General features: G+C 57.1%; 20 protein-coding genes and 1 tRNA gene. 9 read left to right on the forward strand and 12 right to left on the reverse strand.

Annotation, left to right across the window (positions count from 1 at the left end):
* Positions 1-24: 24 nt before the first annotated feature.
* The 8 genes from eutC to ehuR all read right to left on the reverse strand — a co-directional run bounded on the left by eutC (position 25) and on the right by ehuR (position 7,416).
* A complete protein-coding gene (gene eutC / locus LB462_RS22680) occupies positions 25-1,017 on the reverse strand; it encodes an ectoine utilization protein EutC (RefSeq protein ID WP_224512713.1) in 993 nt (330 codons plus the stop codon).
* A complete protein-coding gene (eutB, locus tag LB462_RS22685; RefSeq protein WP_224512715.1) occupies positions 1,005-2,006 on the reverse strand; it encodes a hydroxyectoine utilization dehydratase EutB in 1,002 nt (333 codons plus the stop codon). Before eutB ends, eutC begins: the two co-directional genes overlap by 13 nt.
* A 3-nt stretch (positions 2,007-2,009) precedes the next feature.
* Positions 2,010-2,789 (reverse strand): ectoine utilization protein EutA, encoded by a 780-nt coding sequence (eutA, locus tag LB462_RS22690; RefSeq protein WP_224512717.1) that lies wholly within the window; start codon positions 2,787-2,789, stop codon positions 2,010-2,012.
* Between the two features lie 11 nt (positions 2,790-2,800).
* Entirely contained in the window at positions 2,801-3,457 is a 657-nt protein-coding gene (ehuD, locus tag LB462_RS22695) for an ectoine/hydroxyectoine ABC transporter permease subunit EhuD (RefSeq protein ID WP_224512719.1), read from the reverse strand.
* A gap of 9 nt (positions 3,458-3,466) precedes the next feature.
* A complete protein-coding gene (gene ehuC / locus LB462_RS22700; RefSeq protein WP_210004170.1) occupies positions 3,467-4,126 on the reverse strand; it encodes an ectoine/hydroxyectoine ABC transporter permease subunit EhuC in 660 nt (219 codons plus the stop codon).
* 79 nt (positions 4,127-4,205) lie between these two features.
* Positions 4,206-5,054: an ectoine/hydroxyectoine ABC transporter substrate-binding protein EhuB gene (gene ehuB, locus LB462_RS22705; protein WP_224512721.1), complete on the reverse strand. Its 849-nt coding sequence runs from the start codon at positions 5,052-5,054 to the stop codon at positions 4,206-4,208.
* A gap of 54 nt (positions 5,055-5,108) precedes the next feature.
* Positions 5,109-5,906 carry an ectoine/hydroxyectoine ABC transporter ATP-binding protein EhuA gene (ehuA, locus tag LB462_RS22710; RefSeq protein WP_255627300.1) on the reverse strand — a complete coding sequence of 266 codons (798 nt, stop codon included), beginning with the start codon at positions 5,904-5,906 and terminating at the stop codon, positions 5,109-5,111.
* 124 nt (positions 5,907-6,030) lie between these two features.
* The gene (ehuR, locus tag LB462_RS22715) at positions 6,031-7,416 is read right to left on the reverse strand and encodes a MocR-like ectoine utilization transcription factor EhuR (protein ID WP_224512723.1); all 1,386 of its coding nucleotides are present in this window, start codon (positions 7,414-7,416) and stop codon (positions 6,031-6,033) included.
* An 86-nt stretch (positions 7,417-7,502) separates the two neighbouring features.
* On the opposite strand from ehuR, the gene LB462_RS22720 reads away from it, so the two are divergent.
* The 4 genes from LB462_RS22720 to LB462_RS22735 all read left to right on the forward strand — a co-directional run bounded on the left by LB462_RS22720 (position 7,503) and on the right by LB462_RS22735 (position 12,128).
* Positions 7,503-7,997 (forward strand): Lrp/AsnC family transcriptional regulator, encoded by a 495-nt coding sequence (locus LB462_RS22720; RefSeq protein WP_224512726.1) that lies wholly within the window; start codon positions 7,503-7,505, stop codon positions 7,995-7,997.
* Positions 7,998-8,131: 134 nt separating this feature from the next.
* Positions 8,132-9,625 (forward strand): NAD-dependent succinate-semialdehyde dehydrogenase, encoded by a 1,494-nt coding sequence (locus LB462_RS22725; protein ID WP_224512728.1) that lies wholly within the window; start codon positions 8,132-8,134, stop codon positions 9,623-9,625.
* 18 nt (positions 9,626-9,643) lie between these two features.
* Positions 9,644-11,023: an aspartate aminotransferase family protein gene (locus tag LB462_RS22730; protein ID WP_224512730.1), complete on the forward strand. Its 1,380-nt coding sequence runs from the start codon at positions 9,644-9,646 to the stop codon at positions 11,021-11,023.
* A gap of 10 nt (positions 11,024-11,033) precedes the next feature.
* Entirely contained in the window at positions 11,034-12,128 is a 1,095-nt protein-coding gene (locus LB462_RS22735; protein ID WP_224512732.1) for an alcohol dehydrogenase family protein, read from the forward strand.
* A 12-nt stretch (positions 12,129-12,140) separates the two neighbouring features.
* Here LB462_RS22735 and LB462_RS22740 read toward each other — a convergent pair whose 3' ends face one another.
* Positions 12,141-13,073 carry a LysR family transcriptional regulator gene (locus tag LB462_RS22740; RefSeq protein ID WP_224512734.1) on the reverse strand — a complete coding sequence of 311 codons (933 nt, stop codon included), beginning with the start codon at positions 13,071-13,073 and terminating at the stop codon, positions 12,141-12,143.
* A gap of 99 nt (positions 13,074-13,172) precedes the next feature.
* Here LB462_RS22740 and LB462_RS22745 point away from each other — a divergent pair, with 99 nt between their 5' ends.
* Complete coding sequence (locus LB462_RS22745; RefSeq protein WP_224512736.1) at positions 13,173-14,057, forward strand: NmrA/HSCARG family protein; 885 nt, start codon at positions 13,173-13,175, stop codon at positions 14,055-14,057.
* An 81-nt stretch (positions 14,058-14,138) separates the two neighbouring features.
* Here the strand turns inward: LB462_RS22745 and LB462_RS22750 are convergent, their stop codons facing one another.
* Positions 14,139-14,597, reverse strand: coding sequence for a GNAT family acetyltransferase (locus tag LB462_RS22750; RefSeq protein ID WP_224512738.1), 459 nt, complete (start codon positions 14,595-14,597; stop codon positions 14,139-14,141).
* Positions 14,598-14,892: 295 nt separating this feature from the next.
* Here LB462_RS22750 and LB462_RS22755 point away from each other — a divergent pair, with 295 nt between their 5' ends.
* A complete protein-coding gene (locus LB462_RS22755; protein WP_224512740.1) occupies positions 14,893-15,087 on the forward strand; it encodes a hypothetical protein in 195 nt (64 codons plus the stop codon).
* Positions 15,088-15,218: 131 nt separating this feature from the next.
* Positions 15,219-15,620, forward strand: a complete 402-nt coding sequence (locus tag LB462_RS22760) for a hypothetical protein (RefSeq protein ID WP_224512741.1) — start codon at positions 15,219-15,221, stop codon at positions 15,618-15,620.
* A gap of 379 nt (positions 15,621-15,999) precedes the next feature.
* Here LB462_RS22760 and LB462_RS22765 read toward each other — a convergent pair whose 3' ends face one another.
* Together LB462_RS22765 and LB462_RS22770 are read right to left on the reverse strand one after the other, a co-directional pair.
* Positions 16,000-17,724, reverse strand: coding sequence for an arylsulfatase (locus LB462_RS22765; protein WP_224512744.1), 1,725 nt, complete (start codon positions 17,722-17,724; stop codon positions 16,000-16,002).
* Positions 17,725-18,333: 609 nt separating this feature from the next.
* A tRNA-Lys gene (locus LB462_RS22770) sits at positions 18,334-18,409 on the reverse strand.
* A gap of 272 nt (positions 18,410-18,681) precedes the next feature.
* On the opposite strand from LB462_RS22770, the gene LB462_RS22775 reads away from it, so the two are divergent.
* Both LB462_RS22775 and glmU read left to right on the forward strand, forming a co-directional pair.
* Positions 18,682-19,428, forward strand: a complete 747-nt coding sequence (locus LB462_RS22775; protein WP_224512746.1) for a cytochrome c biogenesis CcdA family protein — start codon at positions 18,682-18,684, stop codon at positions 19,426-19,428.
* An 88-nt stretch (positions 19,429-19,516) separates the two neighbouring features.
* Complete coding sequence (gene glmU / locus LB462_RS22780; RefSeq protein ID WP_224512748.1) at positions 19,517-20,878, forward strand: bifunctional UDP-N-acetylglucosamine diphosphorylase/glucosamine-1-phosphate N-acetyltransferase GlmU; 1,362 nt, start codon at positions 19,517-19,519, stop codon at positions 20,876-20,878.
* The last annotated feature ends 45 nt before the right edge of the window (positions 20,879-20,923 follow it).

Consider the following 20,923-nt stretch of genomic DNA (forward strand, 5'->3'; position numbering starts at 1 on the left):
CTCATGCTTGGACCGAAGCCCATATCAACTTTCGAAATTGGTTCCCGCGCTCGACTGTCTGGCGCGATCACGGGCAAGTGTTGCGATGGCGGTATCCTGCACGCCGGTGCCGGTCAGATCGGCGATAGTGATTGCTGCCGGTGACGGCCTGCCTTTTGCCGAACCGGCGATGATGGAACCGAGCTCGGAGAAGATCTCGCCGGCCTCCACCAGTCCGGATTCGATGGCGTGATGAAGTTCACCGAGGCGGCGTGTCTGTTTGAGGCTATCGGCAACGTAGAGATCGGCTTTGGCTATGATGGCTGGATCGAGCTCGTTCTTGTGCTCGGCGTCGGAACCCATGGCGGTGATGTGCTGGCCTGGCTGCAGCCAGGTCGATTGCAGGATTGGCTGGGAGGAGGGTGTTGTCGTCACAACGATATCCGCGTCGCGAACAGCCTTTTCCGGATCATGTACAGCGCTGACGGGGATACCAAGCTTTTCAGTGAGCTCGTTTGCAGCCAATCGGGCTTTATCGATGTCGCGGGCCCAGATCATCGCCTGCTTGATTGGACGAACCAAGGTCAAGGCCTCGAGTTGCAGGCGCGCCTGAACACCGGCTCCGAATATAGCGGCGACACTGGATTCGGGCCGCGACAGATGCTTTGCCGCAACTGCGCCCGCAGCTGCCGTGCGTATATCGGTGAGATAGCCATTGTCGAGCAACAGGGCTTCGACCAGACCGGTGCGGCTGCTGAGCAGAACCATCATGCCGTTGACGCTGGGCAGGCCAAGTTTGGGATTATCAAAGAAACCGGGGCTGATCTTGATGGCAAAACCATCGATACCCGGAACATACGCGGTCTTCACATCGACTTCACCGCGATGTTCGGGAATGTCGAGCCGCAGGATAGGCGGCATGGCGACAGCCTTGGTCGCCAAGGCTTCGAATGCAGATTCCACGCAGGCAATCGCGTCGAGATCAAGGGACACGATCTTGCGCAAATCCGCTTCGGTGAGAATCGTCATGAGGGGCATGGTTCGGCCCTTTCCTTGATGTCCGCACAGACGATGCGCCGATGCTGTTCCATGTCGACATTGCGGCCGGAAAGAATGGCGACTATGGGCCCCTTTGCCTTGATTTTCCCTGCGAGCAGCGCACCTATGCCGACTGCCGCCGCACCTTCGATGATTTCGCGCTCCTGCATATAGGCGTGAGCCATGCCGGCCGCGATTTCATCTTCAGAGAGCAGGATCAAATCATCGAGCAGGTTGCGCACCATCGCGAAAGTGAACCGGTTATCAATACCGATCCCGCCGCCAAGCGAATCCGCCAGACTTTCGCTCTCTTCGACAAGGACAGGCTTGCCAGCATCAAGGCTGGCGCGCATAGCGGCGCCGCGGTCCATCGAAATACCGACGATCTTCGCGGCAGAACGTTTGGCCTTGACCGCCGCCGCAACACCTGAGGCCAGACCGCCGCCTGATACCGGAACGAGTACGGTATCGACGTCCGGAACCGCGTCGATGATCTCGAGGCCGAGTGTGCCTTGCCCGGCAATGATCGAGGCATTGTCAAAGGGCGGCACCATGGTGAGGCCGCTCTCCCGTACAAGCCGGTCTACTTCTTCCTGCGCATCATCCTGCGATTTGCCGATGATGCGGATCTCGGCGCCAAGACGGCGGATTTCATCCACCTTGTTCTGCGGGACAAGCCGGGACATGCAGATGATGGCGCGTATACCTTCCAGATGTGCGGCATAGGCGAGGGCGCGGCCATGGTTTCCCGTGGATGCTGCGACCACGCCGCGTTGCTTTTCGCTTGTTGAAAGCTGGCTCAAGGCATTGGTAGCACCACGCAGTTTGAAACTGCCGGTAGTTTGGCGGTGTTCGAGCTTGAGAAAGACCGGCAGGCCTGTCATTTCCGATAAGGATACCGAGTTGACGGTAGGGGTGCGCACCACCTTGCCCGCAAGCGCGTCGCGTGCCTTCTCAATCTCAGCGATGGTCACCAATTTGTTGGTCATGGCTCACCAACCGGCCATGGATTGAGTCATCAGGCTGCCCCATTCCGGACGAGGCGTAAGATCGTCACATATGCGCAGTGTCGCCCAGGCAGTTGCTAGATTGCTGCTGACAACGGGCTTTCCGATTGCCTGTTCGATTGCGAGCGCAACGCCCGCCGCCCGCACTGCCGTACACGAAATGAACAGCGCGTCAGCGTCGCTCGCCATCGCTTCCTGAGCAGCGGAAATCAGCGATCGCGGACTGATCCGCGCCATCTCGCGATCATCGTCGAGGCCAAAACAGGTGAAACTCGCAATGTCGAAACCCTTCGCCGCGAAGTAGCGCGCCATGGGCGTGCTGGTTTCGATCGTATAGGGCGTGAGAATGCTGATGCGTTTTGCACCGAGCGCCTGCAATCCACGCACGGCTGCAAGCGGCGGCGTCACAACCGGCACGGCAGGCTTGGCAAGGTTGATTCCAGCTTCGATCTCGTCGTCGCCGATCACCACAGAAGCCGCGGTACAGGAATAGCAAATCACATCGAGATCTTCATCCGGCAGGATGAGGCTTGTGCCTTCGGTAAGGGAAGGCTGCATGCGCCGCAGATTGTCTGGCGTGGTCGGGTTCGCATAGGGAATGCGCGCTGTGTAAAGACCGATGCGATCACTCGCCACCATGCGCTGAAAATCCGGCTCGGTCGTGTGATCCGTAGCGAGGATGACAAGCCCGACGCGTTTGCTGAGCGGGCGGTCATCAAAATCCAGTGCCATGGCGGTTTGGTGGATCGTAGGGAAGGCGTCCATGATCATACTCCTCAGTCGATCCTGCCGTAGCGGCGTTCCAGCCAACGCAGCCCGACGACGGAAATCAGGCTAATGATGAGGAAGAACGCTCCGACGAGCGTGATTGGCTCTATATAGCGGTAGTTATAGTTGGCGATGCTGCGCGCCTGGTTCATCAGTTCAAGTACCGTAATTGCAGACAGAAGCGGCGTTTCCTTGAACATGGCAATGAAGTAGTTGGCGAGGGCAGGGATCATGGGCGGCAGCGCTTGGGGCAGGACGACCTGCGTCCAGGTCTGCCAGGCGTTGAGATTACATGCCTTGGCTGCCTCCCATTGTCCGCGTGCAACATTATCGATTCCGGCGCGATAGACTTCCGCGGTATAGGTTCCGTAGTGCAGACCGAGACCGATTACGCCGGCCACCAGCGGCGAGAGTGTCAGTCCAAGATCCGGCAGCACGTAAAAGATGAAATAAAGCTGTACCAGCAGAGGTGTTCCGCGAATGAACTCCGCAACGAAGCCCATCGGCCTCGAAACCAGTTTGTTCTTTGATCGGCGAACGATAGCGATGGCAAGCCCAACGACTGCAGCCAATATGTATCCCAGTACCGTCGCGAGGATTGTGATCTTCGCGCCCTCGATAAGGGTCGGAAGAATTTGAATGACAAAAGCCCAATCCCATTCCATAGCTGCCTCCTACGACCTGATGCCGTCAAGGCCGCGCGTCAGATGACGCTCAAGGCCGCGAATGGCGAAGGAGATGACGCAGGCAATGGCAAAATAGAGAATGAGAATTGTCAGGAACGGAAACAGCGTGCTGCCAGTCTGTGCCCGTACCACTTGCGCCTGAAATGTCATGTCTGACAGCGAGATGAGCGAGACCACGGCCGATGCTTTCAAGAGTTCGATGGCATTGTTGCCGAAGGTGGGCAGCATCAACACGAAGGCCTGCGGCAAGATTACGTGGCGAAGGCCTTGCCAACGATTGAAATTGAGCGCCGTGCAGGCCTCATATTGTTCTTTGCCAATGGATTTGATAGCGCCGCGCACCACCTCGGCAGCGTAGGCCCCTACATTAAGGCCAAGTGCCAGGACACCCGCTTGCAAGGGCGTCAGTGTGAAACCGAAGAGCGGGAGTACGAAATAAGCCCAGAACAGCTGAACGAAGATCGACGTGCCCCGAAAAAATTCAATATAGGCGGTCGCTAGCCAGCGCACCGGCGCAAAGCGCGACAAACGCCCGAGACCCGCCAAGAATGCCATCACGAGCGCCAGCGCCGAGCCCATCAGCGTCAGCTTGATGGTCACGACAGCACCGTCGAGAATGAGTTGCAGATAGCCGGCCCATTGGCCCATCGCTACGCCACCTTTGCTGGAATTGCAGAACATGGGACCGCTTCGCTGTTACACGAAGCGGTCGAAGCCTCGCGCGGAACTACTTGGCCGCGCAGAGCTTTTCGCGGGTGGTGGACATCGCCGCCTTTGCCGAGAAACCATAGGGCTCGATGATCTTGGCGAACTCGCCCGACGTCTTCATCTCAGCGAGAACCTTGTCGAATTCATCGCGAAGAGCTGTGTCGCCTTTGCGGAATGCCGCGCCATCGCAATAAACCGGGGCGCCCTGTACAGGAGCAATGACTTCGATATTCGGGTCATTGGCTTTCTTGACCAGATCATTGATCGACAGGACCGGCAGCGAATAGGTGTCGATACGGCCGTCCTGCAGCATTTTCAGGCCGCTCTGGCCATCCGGAACGACGATGACGCGCTCACGTGGCACACCGGCCTCGAGGGCAAGACGTTCTTCGGTGCCGCCGCCAGGTGCGCCGATGGTCGCCTTTTCATCCTTGGCGATATCGGCATAGCTCTTGAAGCCTTTTGGATTGCCCTTCTTGACCAGGAATGCTTCCGCATCACAAAGGATCGGCTCGGAATAGGCCACGGCATTGCAGCGCTCCGGCTTCATGAAAAGACCGGCAGTGACGACATCATGACGTCCAGCCTGTAGGCCGGGGATCATTGCGCCATATTCAGAGATAGACGCCACGACGTCGTTGACGCCGAGCTTCTTGAACACTGCGCGTGCAACATCCGGGGCGGCGCCAGACACGGTGCCGTCAGCCTTGACGGCCGTGAATGGTGGTTCATTGGCAATGGCGATGCGGGCAAAACCCTGCGCCTTCAACTTGTCGAGTGCTTCGTCCGCCTTGGCAGGCAAGGACGAGACGAGGGCCGAAAGTGCCACCGCTCCAAGCAAGGCGTTGATAGTTAGTAGTTTGGTCATGTTCCCAGCTCCTTTGGTTTTTCTTGTGTTGCTAATCGTCGGGGGTTCCCGTCTTCAGACGCGGTGACCGGCGGCGATGATCTTCTTCAGGAAGGCCTGCGTCCTTTCCTGTTTGGGATGGCGGAAGATTTCGTCGGGTTTGCCATCCTCGACAATTCGCCCGCGATCAAAGAACAGAACGCGATCGGCAAAGTCGTGGGCAAAGCCCATTTCATGGGTCACCAGAAGCATCGTCATGTCGGTTTCCCGGCAAAGCTTCCAGAGAACATTCAGCACCTCCTCGACCAATTCAGGATCGAGTGCGGAGGTGACCTCGTCGAAGAGCATAATTTTTGGCTTGAGCGCGAGCGCGCGCGCAATGGCGACACGCTGCTTCTGGCCGCCGGACAATTGCGACGGCATGGACTTCGCCTTGTCGGCGAGCCCGACCATATCGAGCAATTCCATGGCGTGGTGCTCGGCATCCTTGCGCGACACACCTTTCGTCAACATCGGCGCGAGCGTGACGTTGTCGAGAACGCATTTGTGCGGGAAGAGATTGAACAACTGAAAGACCATGCCAATCTTTTCGCGCATTTTATGCAGATGAGCATCGTCGGCTGGCTGCAACTTGCCGTTGCGTTGCATCTGATAGAGGCTATCTCCATCGACAAGGATCTCACCGCTGTCGATGCCTTCCAGCGTCATCAGAATCCGCAGGATAGTCGTCTTGCCAGACCCGGATGGGCCGATCAAAGCAAGCTTTTCGCGCGGCGCAACGCTAAACGACAGGTCGTTCAGGACTTTGAACGCGCCGAAGCTCTTGTTAATGCCGTTGATCTCGATGATCGGCGCGGTATTCGTTGGGGGCATGCATGTCTCCTTCTGGTTGAGACAGCCTCATGCCCTAACGATGGGAGACTTATGAAATCATGTCAATTATAAAAATTAAATCATGACAATATAGACGATCGTGCTGAATTTTGAGGCGAGGCGATTAAATCGCGAGCAACAGATGTTCGAGATCACCACGCAGCAAATTGGCCACGACCCCGAGGCCGGAACGCAATTCCGCTTCTGTTGTCGAGCCGAGCGAAATGCGCACCGCGGGATGCCATGGATGGTTTGATATGCGAAACGAAGCGCCTGGCGCGATCGCCACACCTTGTAGTCTTGCATGGGCGACGAAGGCCTCCTCGGTTCGTTCCCCAGTCAGCGGCAACCAGATGTGAAGGCTTTGCGGATGCGACAGAAACGGAATGCCGGACAGGACTTCCGATGCTGTGGCGTGCCTTGTGCGAAGCGCTTCGCGTTGCCAATTCACCAGTTCAAGCGCTGTACCGTCCGAAACCCAGCGCGTTGCGATCTCGGCAACGATCGGCGTTGCCATCCAGTTCGATACAAGATGACGATTGGCGACGGCAGCTACGTAACGGTCCGGCGCGACCAGATAGCCGATGCGTAGTCCCGGCACGACAATCTTTGTGAAGCTGGTGAAATAAAGCGTCCGCTCCGGCGCCAGCGTTGCGATCGGCGGCGGGCGATTCTCGACAAGTGGACCGAGGATATCGCTTTCGATGATCGCAATGTCATGTCGGCGTGCAACCTCGACAATGGCGGCGCGCCGCTCGATGCCCATCAGTGTTGCAGTTGGATTGATCACGGATGGTTGCACGAAAACCGCGCGAATACCGCTCTCACGGCAGCAAGCGTCCAGTGCCTCCGGAATAATCCCTTGGTCGTCGATTGCCAGACCCTCGAGCGTTAGACCAAGATAGGAAGCGAGAGGCGTCAGTGTGTGATGGCCAATGCCTTCGGTCGCGACCTTCGAGCCAGGCGGTGCAGCGCTCATGAGCGCCACGCTCATGGCGGCAGTCGCGCCGTTGGTCAGGCTGATATTCGAAGCCGGAACATCAAGTCCGCAGGTTCGCAGCCATTCCACCGCAACAGCGCGATGGCGTGGAAACACCACATTGGGGCGGAAGGACAGTGCCGAGCTCGCTGGCAGGTTCTCGGCAAGCCAGCCAAGCGCCTTTTTCATGCGATCCAGGTGCATGGGCTCGCAGATCGGTTTTAGAATCGAGAGATCAATGACCTCGCCAAGCCGTTCCGGCAGATAGGGCGGATCCGGCTCGCGGCGCAGCGAGCGCACGAACGTACCGCGTCCGGTTTCACCGGAAACAAGATTGCGCCGGATCAATTCTTCATAAGCGCGGCTCACGGTTTGCACCGAGAGATGCAGATCGTCAGCCATTTGCCGGTGGGTCTGCAGGCGTGCGCCGCTCTCGAGTTTGCCATCGGCGATTGCACGTGCAATCTGTTCGGCCAGCGAGAGGTAGGCCGGACGGCGGAGGGTTGTCGGATCGGGGCGCCAAAATGTCATGATTTATAAGTGATCCAAGTCAGTGCAATTGACAATCGAAAAATCACAACGTCATGGTTATTGGATTAATTTTAAACAGGCGGGACATGACACCACTCAAGCTCGATCCGATCGATATTCGCATCCTTGACGAGATTCAGCGCGAGGGCCGGATCACCAAACTTGCCCTGGCCGAACGCGTCGGCATCTCGCCGACGCCATGCTGGACGCGCCTGCGCCGGCTGGAGAAAGCCGGAATTATCACCGGTTATCATGCTCGTATTGCTCTGCGGCTGGTGACGCCGGTAACAACTGTACTGATGGAAGTGACCCTTGGAGCGCATCGTCAGGCGGATTTCGACCGGTTCGAGCGGGCCATCAAGACCATACCGGAGGTTGTCGCGTGCTGGTCAGTCGGCGGCGGCGTGGACTATGTGTTGAAGGTCATGGCGCGGGATATCGATGCCTATCAGCGTCTGGTGGACGGGCTCTTGCAGCGCGAAATCGGAATAGACCGGTATTTCACCTATATCGTCACCAAGACGGTTAAAGATGATGCCATTCTGCCGGTCGCCGAGCTCGTGACGGCAACTGACCCCTAGGTCCTGACCCTAGCTAGTCAATCTCTCTTCATTTCTGTCCTGATGCAGAGAATCTCTCCTGGATAGCAACGGGAAACAGCCTCTCTCTCTTCATCTTCATGCGAGTCTTGTACCGAACATTTCGGGAGAACTGCATGTCCGCCCATTTCGCACGACCAGACCGCCATCCGGCCCTCGATGGCCTGCGCGACCGCCGCATGTTGCGCGAATTGGCTTATGTCGACGGCCATTGGACGGCCGGCGACGCAGGTCAGACGTTCGAGGTCAGCGATCCGGCGTCCGGCGCCAACATCGGTTGGGTTTCGAAACTCAATGCCGATCAGACGACAATTGCAATCGATGCTGCCGCGAAGGCATTTCCACTGTGGCGGGATCTCCTGCCGCAAGAGCGCACAGCCAAGCTGCGTCGCTGGTATGAACTCATTCTCGAAGCCAAGGATGATCTGGCTTTGATCATGACCCTGGAGCAAGGCAAGCCGCTGGCCGAATCTCGCGGCGAAATCGACTATGCTGCATCTTTCATCGAATGGTATGCGGAAGAAGCCAAACGGCTCAACGCCGAGGGCGTTACCAGTCATCTGCCGCATGCCGAAATGATTGTTCGGCGCGAGGCCTTGGGCGTTGTCGGTGTAGTAACACCGTGGAACTTTCCATCGGCGATGCTGACGAGAAAAGCTGCAGCGGCGCTGGCGGCCGGGTGCACGATCGTTGCGCATCCATCGTCCGAAACGCCATTGTCGGCACTGGCATTGGCCGAACTTGCCGACCGCGCAGGTATTCCGGGTGGCGTTTTCAACATCGTCACAGGCGACGCAGCTACCATTGTCGGCCGTCTCTGTGAAGATTCGCGCGTTCGAGCTTTGAGTTTCACCGGTTCGACGGAAATTGGACGTTTGATCGCCGCCCAATGCGCTCCGACAATGAAAAACCTGATCATGGAGCTCGGCGGCCATGCGCCGTTGATCATTTTCGCCGACGCCGATATCGATCGTGCGGTGGATATCGCCATCGATGCAAAATTCGCAACGTCCGGTCAGGATTGCCTCGCGGCCAATCGCATATATGTCGAGCGCTCAATTCAAGACCCTTTTGCCGCTGCACTTACCAAGCGAATTGTGGAGCTCAGGGTCGCATCGGGACTAACCGAAGGTACCGATATCGGGCCGTTGATGCACGAACGAGCGGTGCAGAAGGTTGAAGAACAAGTCGCAGATGCCTTGGCGCGCGGGGCGAATTGCGTCGCCGGTGGTAAACGCCATCAGGCCGGATCGCTCTTCTACGAGCCGACGCTTCTGACCAATGTCTCCGACAATGCGCTGATCATGCACGAGGAAACGTTTGGTCCTGTCGCGGCGATCACCTCGTTCGATACCGAAGACGAAGTCATCGCACGGGCCAACGCCACGCAATACGGTCTTGTCGCCTATGCCGTCACGAAGGATGGAGCGCGCATGCTGCGTCTTGGACGCAAACTCGAATACGGCATGGTCGCGATCAATCGTGTGAAAATCACCGGCGCGCCGATTCCATTCGGTGGCGTCAAACAGTCAGGTCTTGGCCGCGAGGGCTCGCGTCATGGAATCGAGACTTTCACCGAACTCAAATATCTCTGCATCGATACGCACTGAATTTTAAAGGAAATCATCATGCTTGACCGCTCTAACGAACTGAACGCCTGGGACCGGGATCATTTCTTTCACCCCTCGACGCATATGGGTACCCATGCGCGCGGCGAAACGCCGACCCGGGTGATCAGCGGCGGCGAGGGCGTTCACATCACTGACAGCGCAGGTCGGACGAGCATCGATGCGTTTGCCGGGCTTTATTGCGTCAATGTGGGCTATGGGCGGACGGAAATCGCCGACGCGATTGCCAAGCAGGCCAAGGAGCTCGCTTATTACCACGCCTATGTCGGGCATGGCACGGATGCGTCGATCACATTGGCCAAGATGATTATCGACCGCGCGCCGGAAGGCATGAGCCGCGTCTATTTCGGTCTGTCCGGTTCGGACGCGAACGAGACCAACATCAAATTGGTCTGGTACTACAACAATGTGCTCGGACGTCCGGAGAAGAAGAAGATCATCTCGCGCTGGCGCGGCTATCATGGCTCTGGAGTCATGACTGGCAGTCTGACCGGCCTTGAGCTATTCCACAATGCTTTCGATCTGCCCCGTGCGCCGATCTTGCACACCGAAGCGCCTTACTATTTCCGCCGCGAAGACCGCTCGATGAGCGAGGAGCAGTTCTCCCGGCATTGCGCCGACAAGCTTGAGGAGATGATCCTCGCCCAAGGTCCGGAAACGGTGGCCGCGTTCATTGGCGAACCGATCCTCGGCACAGGCGGTATTGTGCCGCCGCCGGCCCATTATTGGCAAAAAATCCAGGCTGTTCTGAATAAATACGACATCTTGTTGATTGCCGATGAGGTCGTGACCGGCTTTGGCCGTCTGGGCACCATGTTCGGTTCCGATCACTACGGTATCAAGCCGGACCTGATCACTATCGCCAAGGGTTTGACCTCCGCCTATGCGCCGCTGTCGGGCGTCATCGTTTCCGACAAGGTCTGGCAAGTGCTGGTGCAAGGCTCGGATATGCTGGGTGCGCTCGGTCACGGCTGGACCTATTCGGCACACCCGATTTGCACGGCCGCCGGGGTTGCCAACCTCGAATTGATCGACAAGCTCGATCTCGTGACCAATGCAGGTGAGACAGGTGCTTATTTCTGGAGCCAATTGACGCAAGCGCTGGCTGATCATCCGATCGTCGGCGAGGTTCGTGGCGACGGTATGCTGGCGGCTGTCGAGTTTGTCGCGGACAAGGACGACCGCAAGTTCTTCGATCCAGCATTGAAAGTCGGACCGCGTATTGCAACGGCACTGGCAGAACGGGGCGTCATTGGCCGCGCCATGCCGCAAGGCGATATTCTCGGCTTCGCGCCACCCCTGTGTCTGACACGGGACGAAGCGGATATCGTGGTCAAAGCCGCAGCCGACGCTGTCAAATCGGTAGCCAAGACACTCTGAGGTAGCGAAGATGAAGCACGAGAAGTTTCCGAAAACCATGGCCGCGGTTCAACTCATCGGTCATGGCGGTCTCGACAAGCTGATCTACAACACCCAGGTACCGGTTCCAGCGCCAGCTGCAGGCGAAGTGCTGATTTCGGTCACGGCATGCGGCATGAACAATACGGATGTTTGGGTGCGCGAAGGCGCCTATGGCACCGAGGAAGATGCCGGCGCCGTTTCCACATGGCGCAGGCAAGAGCCGACGCTGACCTTTCCGCGTATTCAGGGAACTGACATTGTCGGAAATATAGCGGCTGTCGGCGAGGGCGTCCCGCAGGACCGCGTTGGTCAGCGTGTGATGGTGGACTTCTCCATCTATAATCGCGACGACGATAGCCTTGCAGATATCGATTATATTGGCCACGGCCGCGATGGCGGCTATGCGGAATACGTCACGGTGCCCGCCGAGAACGCTCATGTCGTAAATACGGACATGAGCGATATCGAACTGGCGACGTTCTGCTGTGCTTACCTGACCGGCGAACAGATGCTGGAACGGGCAGGGCTGAAACATGGCGAACGCATACTTGTCACTGGCGCGTCCGGCGGTGTCGGTTCGGGCATTGTCCAGCTTGCCCGGGCGCGCGGCGCAATTCCCTATGCACTCGTTGGACCTGGCAAGGAACAGGCACTGCTCGATCTCGGCGCCGAAGCAGTCATCACGCGCGGTACGCAAGATCTCGTTGCTGCCGTCAATGATGCAACGGGCGGGAAGCCAATCGATGTCGTTGCCGATCTCGTCGGTGGTGCGATGTTCAACGATCTGCTGCGCATACTGCGCGCCGAGGGCCGCTATACCACAGCGGGAGCGATCGGTGGACCGGTCGTGCAGCTGGACCTGCGTACCATGTACCTCAAGCAGCTCGCTCTGCATGGATCATCGCAGGGTACGCGCGGCGATTTCCGTCGTATCTTGCGCTACATAAAGGAAGGCAAGATCAAGCCGCTCGTTGGTGGTGTCTATCGCTTGTCCGAGTTTCACAAAGCGCAGACCGATTTCATGGCAAAGGGATTTGTCGGGAAACTGGTTGTGGTGCCGGATTCGAAATTTCCGCAAGCGTAGGAGCGGTCTGGCTTACAGGCTGCTTTGGTTCGATTCGGCGACGGCGCCATAATTCTCGCTGGCGGCGTGCCATCGGTCCGCTGCAAGCTCGATGAAAGCCTTGACCAAGGGCGAAAGGTGTCGGCTGCTCGGGTATACGACATGGAGGCCGCCGACCGATGTCGTGTAATCGTCGAGAACGCGGCGCAACCGCCCGTCCTTGATAGGAGTCGCAGCCGCCTGGTAGGGTATTTGGGCGATGCCGTAGCCAGCAATTGCAGCAGCAGTTACCGCCTGCATTTCGTTGGCGGCGAAGCGCCCAGACACTGCAACCGTTTCCGGGCCATGCAAGCCTTCCAACACCCAGTGCAGATTCGCTATCGACGGGCCAGCGATGACGCAGTGGTGGCGCGCGAGGTCCGCCGGCACTAATGGCACGCCATGACGGGTGAGATAGTCTGGACTGGCGCATAGAATTCTATGCGTAGAGCCGAGTTTGCGGGCGATCAGTGTGGAGTCTGGAAGGACCCCGGTGCGAAATGCGAGGTCTATACCATTCTCGACCAGATTGAGCGTGTCGTCGGTCAGGCACAACTCGACTTTGGTTTTCGGATACGTCGCCAGAAAATCGAAAATCGCGCTGGACAGAAAGTGACCACCAAAGCCGACCGGAGCCGATATCCGGATTATGCCCGACGGCTCTGCCCTCGCTTCGGCGAGCAGTAGATTAGCATCTTCAATTGTCCGCAGCGCTTGGCTGCTCTGTTCGTAGTAGAGACGTCCTGCATCCGTCACATTGAGGCTGCGTGTTGTGCGCTGAAGCAGGCGGACGCCGACCTCGCGCTCAAGCGCTGCAACGCGGCGGCTGACCGTCGTCTTGGGCATGCCCAGCAGCCGCGCGGCGGCCGTGAAGCTACCGGCCTCGATGACGCGAGCGAACACTACAATATCGTTGAGATCCAGCATTGTATCCAAATTCGGGACGATGTTTTCCAATTATAGACTATTATGGTTTAATGTGACAGGCCTTAACTTTGCTTCATTGGAAACAAAAGGAGCAGAGATATGACCACCAAACGAAACGTTCTGGTTACCGGCGCTACGGGTCAGCAAGGCGGCGCGGTTGCGCACGCACTGCTATCGAGAGGACATCGCGTCAAAGCACTTACGCGTAAGCCGGACAGCGATACCGCGCGGCGACTGGCGTCGGCAGGCGCCGAGATCGTGGCCGGCGATCTCGGTGACGCGACATCCGTTTTGAAGGCTGCAAATGACGTCGATACGATGTTTTTGATGGGCAACAGCTACGAGGCCGGGGTGGAGGCGGAAACCCGCCAGGGGATCCTTGCCGCCGACGCTGCGAAGGCTGCCGGCGTCGGGCATTTGATCTATTCGTCCGTCGCCGATGCCGACAAGAAGACCGGTATCCCGCATTTCGACAGCAAATACCTTGTCGAGAAACATGTCGCCGGCCTTGGCATTCCCTACACAATCAGCGCGCCGGTCGCCTTCATGGAGAACATCGTCGCGCCGTGGTCGATTGGCGCGCTGCGCCAAGGCACGCATGCTTTCGCGATGCCTCCCAAACGCATCCTTCAACTGGTGGCCTTGGCGGACATCGGAGCTTTCGTTGCCGCCCTGGTTGAGCGGCGCGAGCAGGTGTTCGGCAAGCGTTTCGACTTCGCCGGGGATGAGTTATCCGGCGAGGAGCAGGTGAAAATCCTCTCGCAAGCCATCGGCCGCCCGATCAACTATCAGGAAATCCCGATCGCCGCAGCCCGCCAGCAAAGCGAGGATGTGGCACTCATGTTCGAATGGTTCGACCGCGTCGGCTATGACGTCGATATCACCGCCTTGCAGCGGGATTTCCCGGAAGTCAGCTGGCACAGTTTCGCCGACTGGGCGCGCAAGTTTGACTGGAGTTTTCTTGAACAGTCGTCTTCTAGCTGAGCTCTTATAGACATCCCCGGGCGATGAAACCCGGGCGGAAGCGGATCAGCAATCGCAAAAATTGGTGGTCCGCTTCCCATTTCACTTCTTTGCTTGTGAAGTGGAGCGTCTGTTACGCGTCGTCTGTGGTGTATCCCTGTCAGATACTTCATTTTCCACAGACGCACTCAATCTTTGATAAATGCCCAATCCGACGACCAACAACACGCCGGTGAGCAGCAGGAGGGTGGGGTAAATCATCATGGGGACGTCTTTTTTCCCAGCCTCGAATACCGCGACCAATCCTTCGAGAAACACTGCGATGGCGATCGTCGAGATGAATTTTGTCAAACTCCTGCGTGCCTCGTCGGCTCGACGCATCTCACGGGCGCGAATTGCCTCTTCTTCCAACAGGTATTTGCCGACATCGAACACCGCGATGGCAATGACGGTGTATCCCACTGCTTCAAGCAGGGTCGTGCCGATGTCGGCACTATATGTCAGCAAATCGCTCGCAACTTCATAGGCTGCGTAAGCGATCAAACCGAAAGCCAGCAACATGAGAAACGTGCTGGCGACTGCGAATGCAATGCGGGTAACTCTGTCGAAAATCATTCCTTAAGTTCCCCCTGAAAATTTCCTCTGAGATATCTCTCGTCTTTTGGGATCGCTTCAACACGGCAGCACATTTAGATGAATCGCAAACGTTGTATTCTCGGCAACCTCGATCATTGCACTATATAAGTTGCATATCAGCTAATCTCTCAGCTTGTTACCGACCAGTTTGCGCAGGAATCGGGTGGCACACCGTTTCGGTGAGTGAAACAGTGGGCTTATGCTCGCTGGAGTTGAACCTATGGAACATCTGTTGACTGGTATGCACGCAATTGCTGCATCGCGCGGCGATGGTCTGCTCCCCGAACTGGCAAGGGCCTTGAGCAAACACGGCTCCCAAAACGACGGCAACGCTTGCCCGCCGCCCTACGAGGCGGCAATCATCAGACCGCCCAATTGGGAGAGGAAAGAGGCCGGAGTGCGAAATGCTGTCTAATGGCATTGGGCTGGATGTGAACGCGTCGCCGTCTCCTGCATTTTTACATATCGGTAAAATGCTTGGCATTTTCGCAACGCCTTTTGGAATCAAACCGCTTTAAGCTGGCTACGCCCAACGGAGTTTGAAGAATGGTTCGCTATCTATTGATGTCTTTCACATACATCACTTTGCAAATAAGCGCCGCCCACGCCGACGACACATCATTCGAAGGTAAGTGGCAGCAGATTGCTTCTACCGCTGGCGAATGCCGAACATGCGCAGTTGAATTCAAATTCGCGGGCGCATTGCTCAGTGTTAATGCGAACAATGGATGGAACGCCACTGTCCAAAATGTTTCGGACTCATCCAGGTCGGCATCTGCGAACGGCCATTGGAGCAGGGACGCTGGCTATCTGGCGGGTTCACCGTTCAGGGCATTCTTCGAGATAGTGGATTCACGCTTGTTTATGAAAATGCTCGTTCGAAAGAAGGACGGATCGATGATGGCTATCAAAGCCATCTTTGAGCGATCGTCTCAACCAACCGCATAAGCCGATGGATGGTATCATTCACTTCGATCCGCGACGGCCTGCGCAAGGCGCTCGACGAGATCGAGCCGGGCCACGCACTAGCAGGGGATGACGAAGTTGGGAGCATTGCGCTCGTGGAGGCATTCCCCCCATTTTCCAAGCACTTGAAAGCATTGGGTTTTTCGGCGAGCAACACAAAAAACGCTCCATCGACCTCTACGAGGAAATCGCGGCGCTCAAAAGCGAGCTGTCCGACATCGCCAGCGACCGGCCCTCCGCCACGCGAGAGGTGGTGATCCTGTGCCGCGAAGTTCAAAGTTTGCGCGCGGAAATCGACGCTCTGAGAAAGCGGCCATGAACTGAAGCGGACGCCCGGTTGGACGTCCGCTGTTAAGGCCCGTTATTCGCCGGCTCGTCGCTCCGAACTCATTTGCTTAACCTGTTGAACGACCTGTTCAAGATTGTAACTAGCAGGGTCTTGCATGGGCGGGTAATCGACATAGCTCTGGAGTTCCTTCAGCCATAGCACTTGCCCGATCGGCAGGAGGTTCCAGTCGTAGATGTAGGCGGTGACAGGCCCTGCAAGCGTTCCGCCTTGGCCCATGAGGGTCTTTATCTGCTGTCCGACCGAGGTTTCGAACGGATCGCGCTTGATATTGACAACCTGGGTCCAGTGGTAGGGAACCACACCGTTGAGGAAGCCTTCCGGTGAATCGGACACCATCGCGAAATACATCTTCCAGTTCTTGTAGCGGACGGCAGACGGGTCCTTGCCCGAATAATAGAAGAACGTATCGCGGGCGGATTTATCCGATTTACCTTCAAGATATTCGCGTTGATTGACGCCATCGAGCGTGGTTTTGACAATACCGGGATATGTTCCTTTTTCGACCTGTGCCTTCAGCTCGTTGGCCTTTGGACCACCGGCGATGTCGACCAGGGTAGGCAGCCAGTCAAGCGAAGCAAAGATGTCATTCTTCACGGTTCCGGGTTCAATGTGGCCAGGCCAGCGCACGACCAGAGGCGCGCGCATACCACCTTCCCAAGTGGTCAGCTTGCCGCCCTTGAATGGCGTGGTACCGCCGTCGGGGAAAGTGATGGTTTCAGCGCCGTTATCAGTCGTGAACGCGATGATGGTATTGTCGAGCTGCCCCATCTCATCGAGTTTTTTCAGCACGTAGCCAATATTATCGTCCATCTGCTTCATGCCGGCTTCATTGACGCCCCAGTCCTTGCCGCCGGGCTCGCCCACCATGCCCATGTATTTGTCGTTCAGGACGGTGGTCACATGCATGCGCGCAGGATTGTACCAGACGAAGAACGGCTTGTTGGTCTTCTTCGGATCATTGCGGTCAAGAAAATCGATGACGTGGCTCGAGATTTCCTCGTCCACCGTCTTCGAGCGTTCCAAGGTCAGCGGGCCTTCGTCCTTGCAGGTTTGGTTGGCAGCAGTCCCGTCGGAGGACTTGCAGGCCAGCATCGGACGCGGCGGCGTCAGGCAAATCGTTGTCTTGGGATCAACCGCCGCTGGATCTTCTTGAAGCCCGGGGATCGGCGTGTTCTTGCAGGGCGGTGCGACCGTCTGCTCCGTCGGCGTCTTGTTGATGTCGGGGAAACTTACGCCCTGCATGGCATCAAGATGATAAAGATATCCCCAGAACTCGTGAAAACCGTGAGCGGTCGGTAGTGCATCCGTGTGATCGCCAAGGTGGTTCTTGCCGAACTCGCCGGTGTTATAGCCGAGGTCGCGCAGGAACCATGCAAGCGACGGAGTGCCCGGCTTCAGATACGAGGGGCTACCCGGCAGTTGTGGCGGTATCATGCCGGTCCGCAGCGGATGCATCCCGGTAAAGAATGCGTTCCGCCCTGCCGTGCAGCTTTGCTCGGCATAGTAGGTTGTAAACATCGCACCTTCCGCGCCGATGCGATCAATGTTGGGCGTCTCCCCGACCATCAAGCCGCGGTGATAGATACCGGGCTGCATCCAGCCGATATCATCGCCCATGATGAAAAGGATATTGGGTTTGGTTTGTGCGTCCTGCGCTTCGGCAGGTGCGAACGCTCCGCAGCACACCGCCCCGGCTATTAGCGCGCCAAAGCTGTACTTCAGGATTCTACCAGTCATTTTCAGCTTCTCCGTTGACATTACATGCTTGCTTTTACGAGATGACGGGCCGCATTCGGCGGCCTGAAACGTCCTACCCAGCTGTACGAAACATCGATGTGAGCAATTGCTGATTGAGTATTCGATTAGTACGCTGTACGCAAATTCGCAGCCGTGAGGTGTCGCCCCGTTTAAATGCCGTCTAAAAGTAATTTTTCGAGTATGCCTGCTATTTCAAACTATTCTTAGATCGACTGACAGAACAGTACGTAACAGTTACAAACACGGATATCGTCGGCAAACCCTTGGATTTTTAAGTATTTGACGTCGGTAAGTTAATTCCATGAGTTATAATTGTCTTTTCAGCGCGGCTATCAGACCTTGCGCTGGATGCGGTCGAGCCTGTTATGGCGCGACCATCTCGGCATAGGCTCTCGGATCGCTTTCTTGAGATATCGCAATTCCAGTGACCGCTCATCCGGTGCCACTCCTGCAGATCGGCGAAGGGTTGAGAAGGCGTTAGTGGTTCTGCACTCAAATTTGCACTCAAATCCGGAAATTACGCTGCAAAAAACGCCCCATTTTGCGGGGTTTTGGTGGTATCTAAGAAAATACTTGGTTTTTGGTCTTTGGTGAGCGCGCGGGGGTTCGAACCCCGGACCTACTGATTAAAAGTCAGTTGCTCTACCGGCTGAGCTACGCGCTCCCAAACGAAGCCAGCTCGGTGGCCTCGGGAAGTGCGGCGGAACATAGGTGCGACTTGCCAATCGGTCAACAACTAATGTGCAGGGTTTTCGCAACAAAAAGCCTTGTTTTCGGCCGTTCTTGTAATTTTCGGACGAAAGCAGCCTCGGCCAGGCAGAAAAGAATATAAACAGGACAGGCTTTGCTGCCAAACTGGCGAAAAGGTGATTGGAATTTCAAGGAGATTCGGCTTAATCCACCGCCACAAGTAACAATGCCAGTGAAGGAGCGCGGATGGCGCTTGATGTTTCATACCTGACTGCTGCCGGCGCCGGCGCTCTGTCGTTCCTTTCTCCCTGCGTCCTGCCGCTCGTCCCGCCCTATCTCTGTTATATGGCCGGTGTGACGGTTGAGGATTTCCGTTCGGATAACGCCGCAGCCCGAATCTCGCCGGTGCGGCAGGCGCTACTTCTGTCATCCTTCTGTTTTGTTCTCGGCTTTTCGACCGTTTTCGTGCTGCTCGGTGCCGGCGCATCGACCATCGGCGGCTTCCTGCGCATGTGGCAACAGGAAATCGCCATCGCCGCAGGCATCGTCATTATTCTCATGGGGCTGAACTTTCTCGGCGTATTCCGCCTTGCATTCCTCTCGCGGGAAGCCAGATTCCAGACGCAAGGCGCGCCTGCCAATCCGTTCGCGGCTTATGTCATGGGGCTGGCCTTTGCATTCGGTTGGACGCCGTGCATCGGACCGGTGCTCGGACCGATACTGGCGCTGGCCGGGGCTCGCGACACCGTTGCCGATGGTGCACTGCTCCTCGCCGTCTATTCGCTCGGCCTCGGGATTCCCTTCATCATCGCCGCGTTGTTTTCCGGGATGTTCATGCGGTTTCTAGCGCGATTCCGCATGCACCTGGGAAAGGTCGAAAAGCTGATGGGCGGCCTGCTGGTGCTGACCGGCATCCTGTTTCTCACAGGCGGCTTGCAGACATTCTCGTTCTGGCTTCTCGAAACATTTCCCATCCTCGGTCAACTCGGCTAAACAGACGGAAGTTTCCATGTTGGAAACCAATAGCGTGTCATGATTAGCCACGATATTGCCTTTAGCCCAACTGACCTGGAAGTCCGACATGACACCACGTTCCTGCCTCACGGTTATTCTCGCTGCCGGTGAGGGCACGCGCATGAAATCCTCGTTGCCGAAAGTACTCCACAACATTGCGGGTCTCCCGATCGTCGCCCACGTCGCCAAGGCCGTGCATGGCGCGGGTGTCCGCGATATCGCGCTTGTTGTGGGCAAGGGTGGCAACCAGGTCGAGGCAGCAGTCCGATCGGTCGTTTCCAGCGTGACCGTGCATGAACAGACGGAACGGCTTGGAACCGCCCACGCCGTGCTTGCAGCGCGCGAGAGCATTGCACGCGAGTATGACGATATTCTCGTTGTGTTTGGTGATACGCCACTGATCGAAACCGCGGCTCTCGACCAGGCCCGCTCCAAGCTCGCCGACGGTGTGGATGTCGTGGTCATGGGGTTCCGGCCAGCGGTGCCGAATGGTTACGGCCGCTTGATCGAGCAAGACGGCCGTTTGATCGCGATCCGCGAGGAGAAGGACGCCAGCGAAGCCGAGAAGAAAATCGGCTTCTGCAATGGCGGGCTGATGGCGCTGCGCGGACAGACTGCGCTTGCACTGCTGGACAAGATCACCAACGACAATGCCAACAATGAATTCTATCTCACCGATGTCGTGGAGATAGCCAATGCGGACGGAAAATCCGTCGTTGCCATCGAGATTTCGCCCGACAATGTGATCGGCATCAATACGCGCGTTGAACTCGCGGAGGCCGAGGCGATCTGGCAGACGCGCAAGCGCCGCGACATGATGCTGGCGGGCGTCACCATGCAGGCGCCGGAAACTGTTTTCTTCGCGCATGATACATTGGTGGAAGCAGATGCGATCCTCGAACCGAATATCATTTTCGGTCCCGGCGTCTCGATCGCGAGCGGAGCCGTCATTCATGCTTTCTCCTACTTTGAAGGCGCAAAGATTGGCGCAAACGCCAATGTCGGACCCTTTGCCCGGCTTCGTCCCGGTGCGGATCTGGCAGCAAAATCCAAGGTCGGAAACTTCGTCGAGGTGAAAAACGCGAAGGTCGGGGTCGGCGCGAAGGTGAACCACCTGACCTATATCGGTGATGCGATCGTGGGTCCGGCGGCAAATATCGGCGCCGGTGCCATCACCTGCAACTATGACGGCTACAACAAGCATTTGACCGAGATCGGTGCCAACGTATTCATCGGCTCGAATAGTTCGCTGGTGGCGCCGGTTTCCATTGGTGACAATGCTTATGTCGCCTCTGGTAGCGTGATCACAGCCAATGTGCCGGCGGACGCGCTTGCATTTGGCAGGGCGCGACAGGAGGTAAAAGAAGGGCGAGCGGTGCAATTGCGGGCACGCTATGCGGCGCAGAAATTAGCCAAGAAGGCTGACTAGGCACGCCTTTTGTTCGTGTGGGATTCTGACACAGAAAGTGTTTTT

This window comes from Phyllobacterium chamaecytisi (genome assembly GCF_020164455.1).
GTDB classification, from domain to species: domain Bacteria; phylum Pseudomonadota; class Alphaproteobacteria; order Rhizobiales; family Rhizobiaceae; genus Phyllobacterium; species Phyllobacterium chamaecytisi.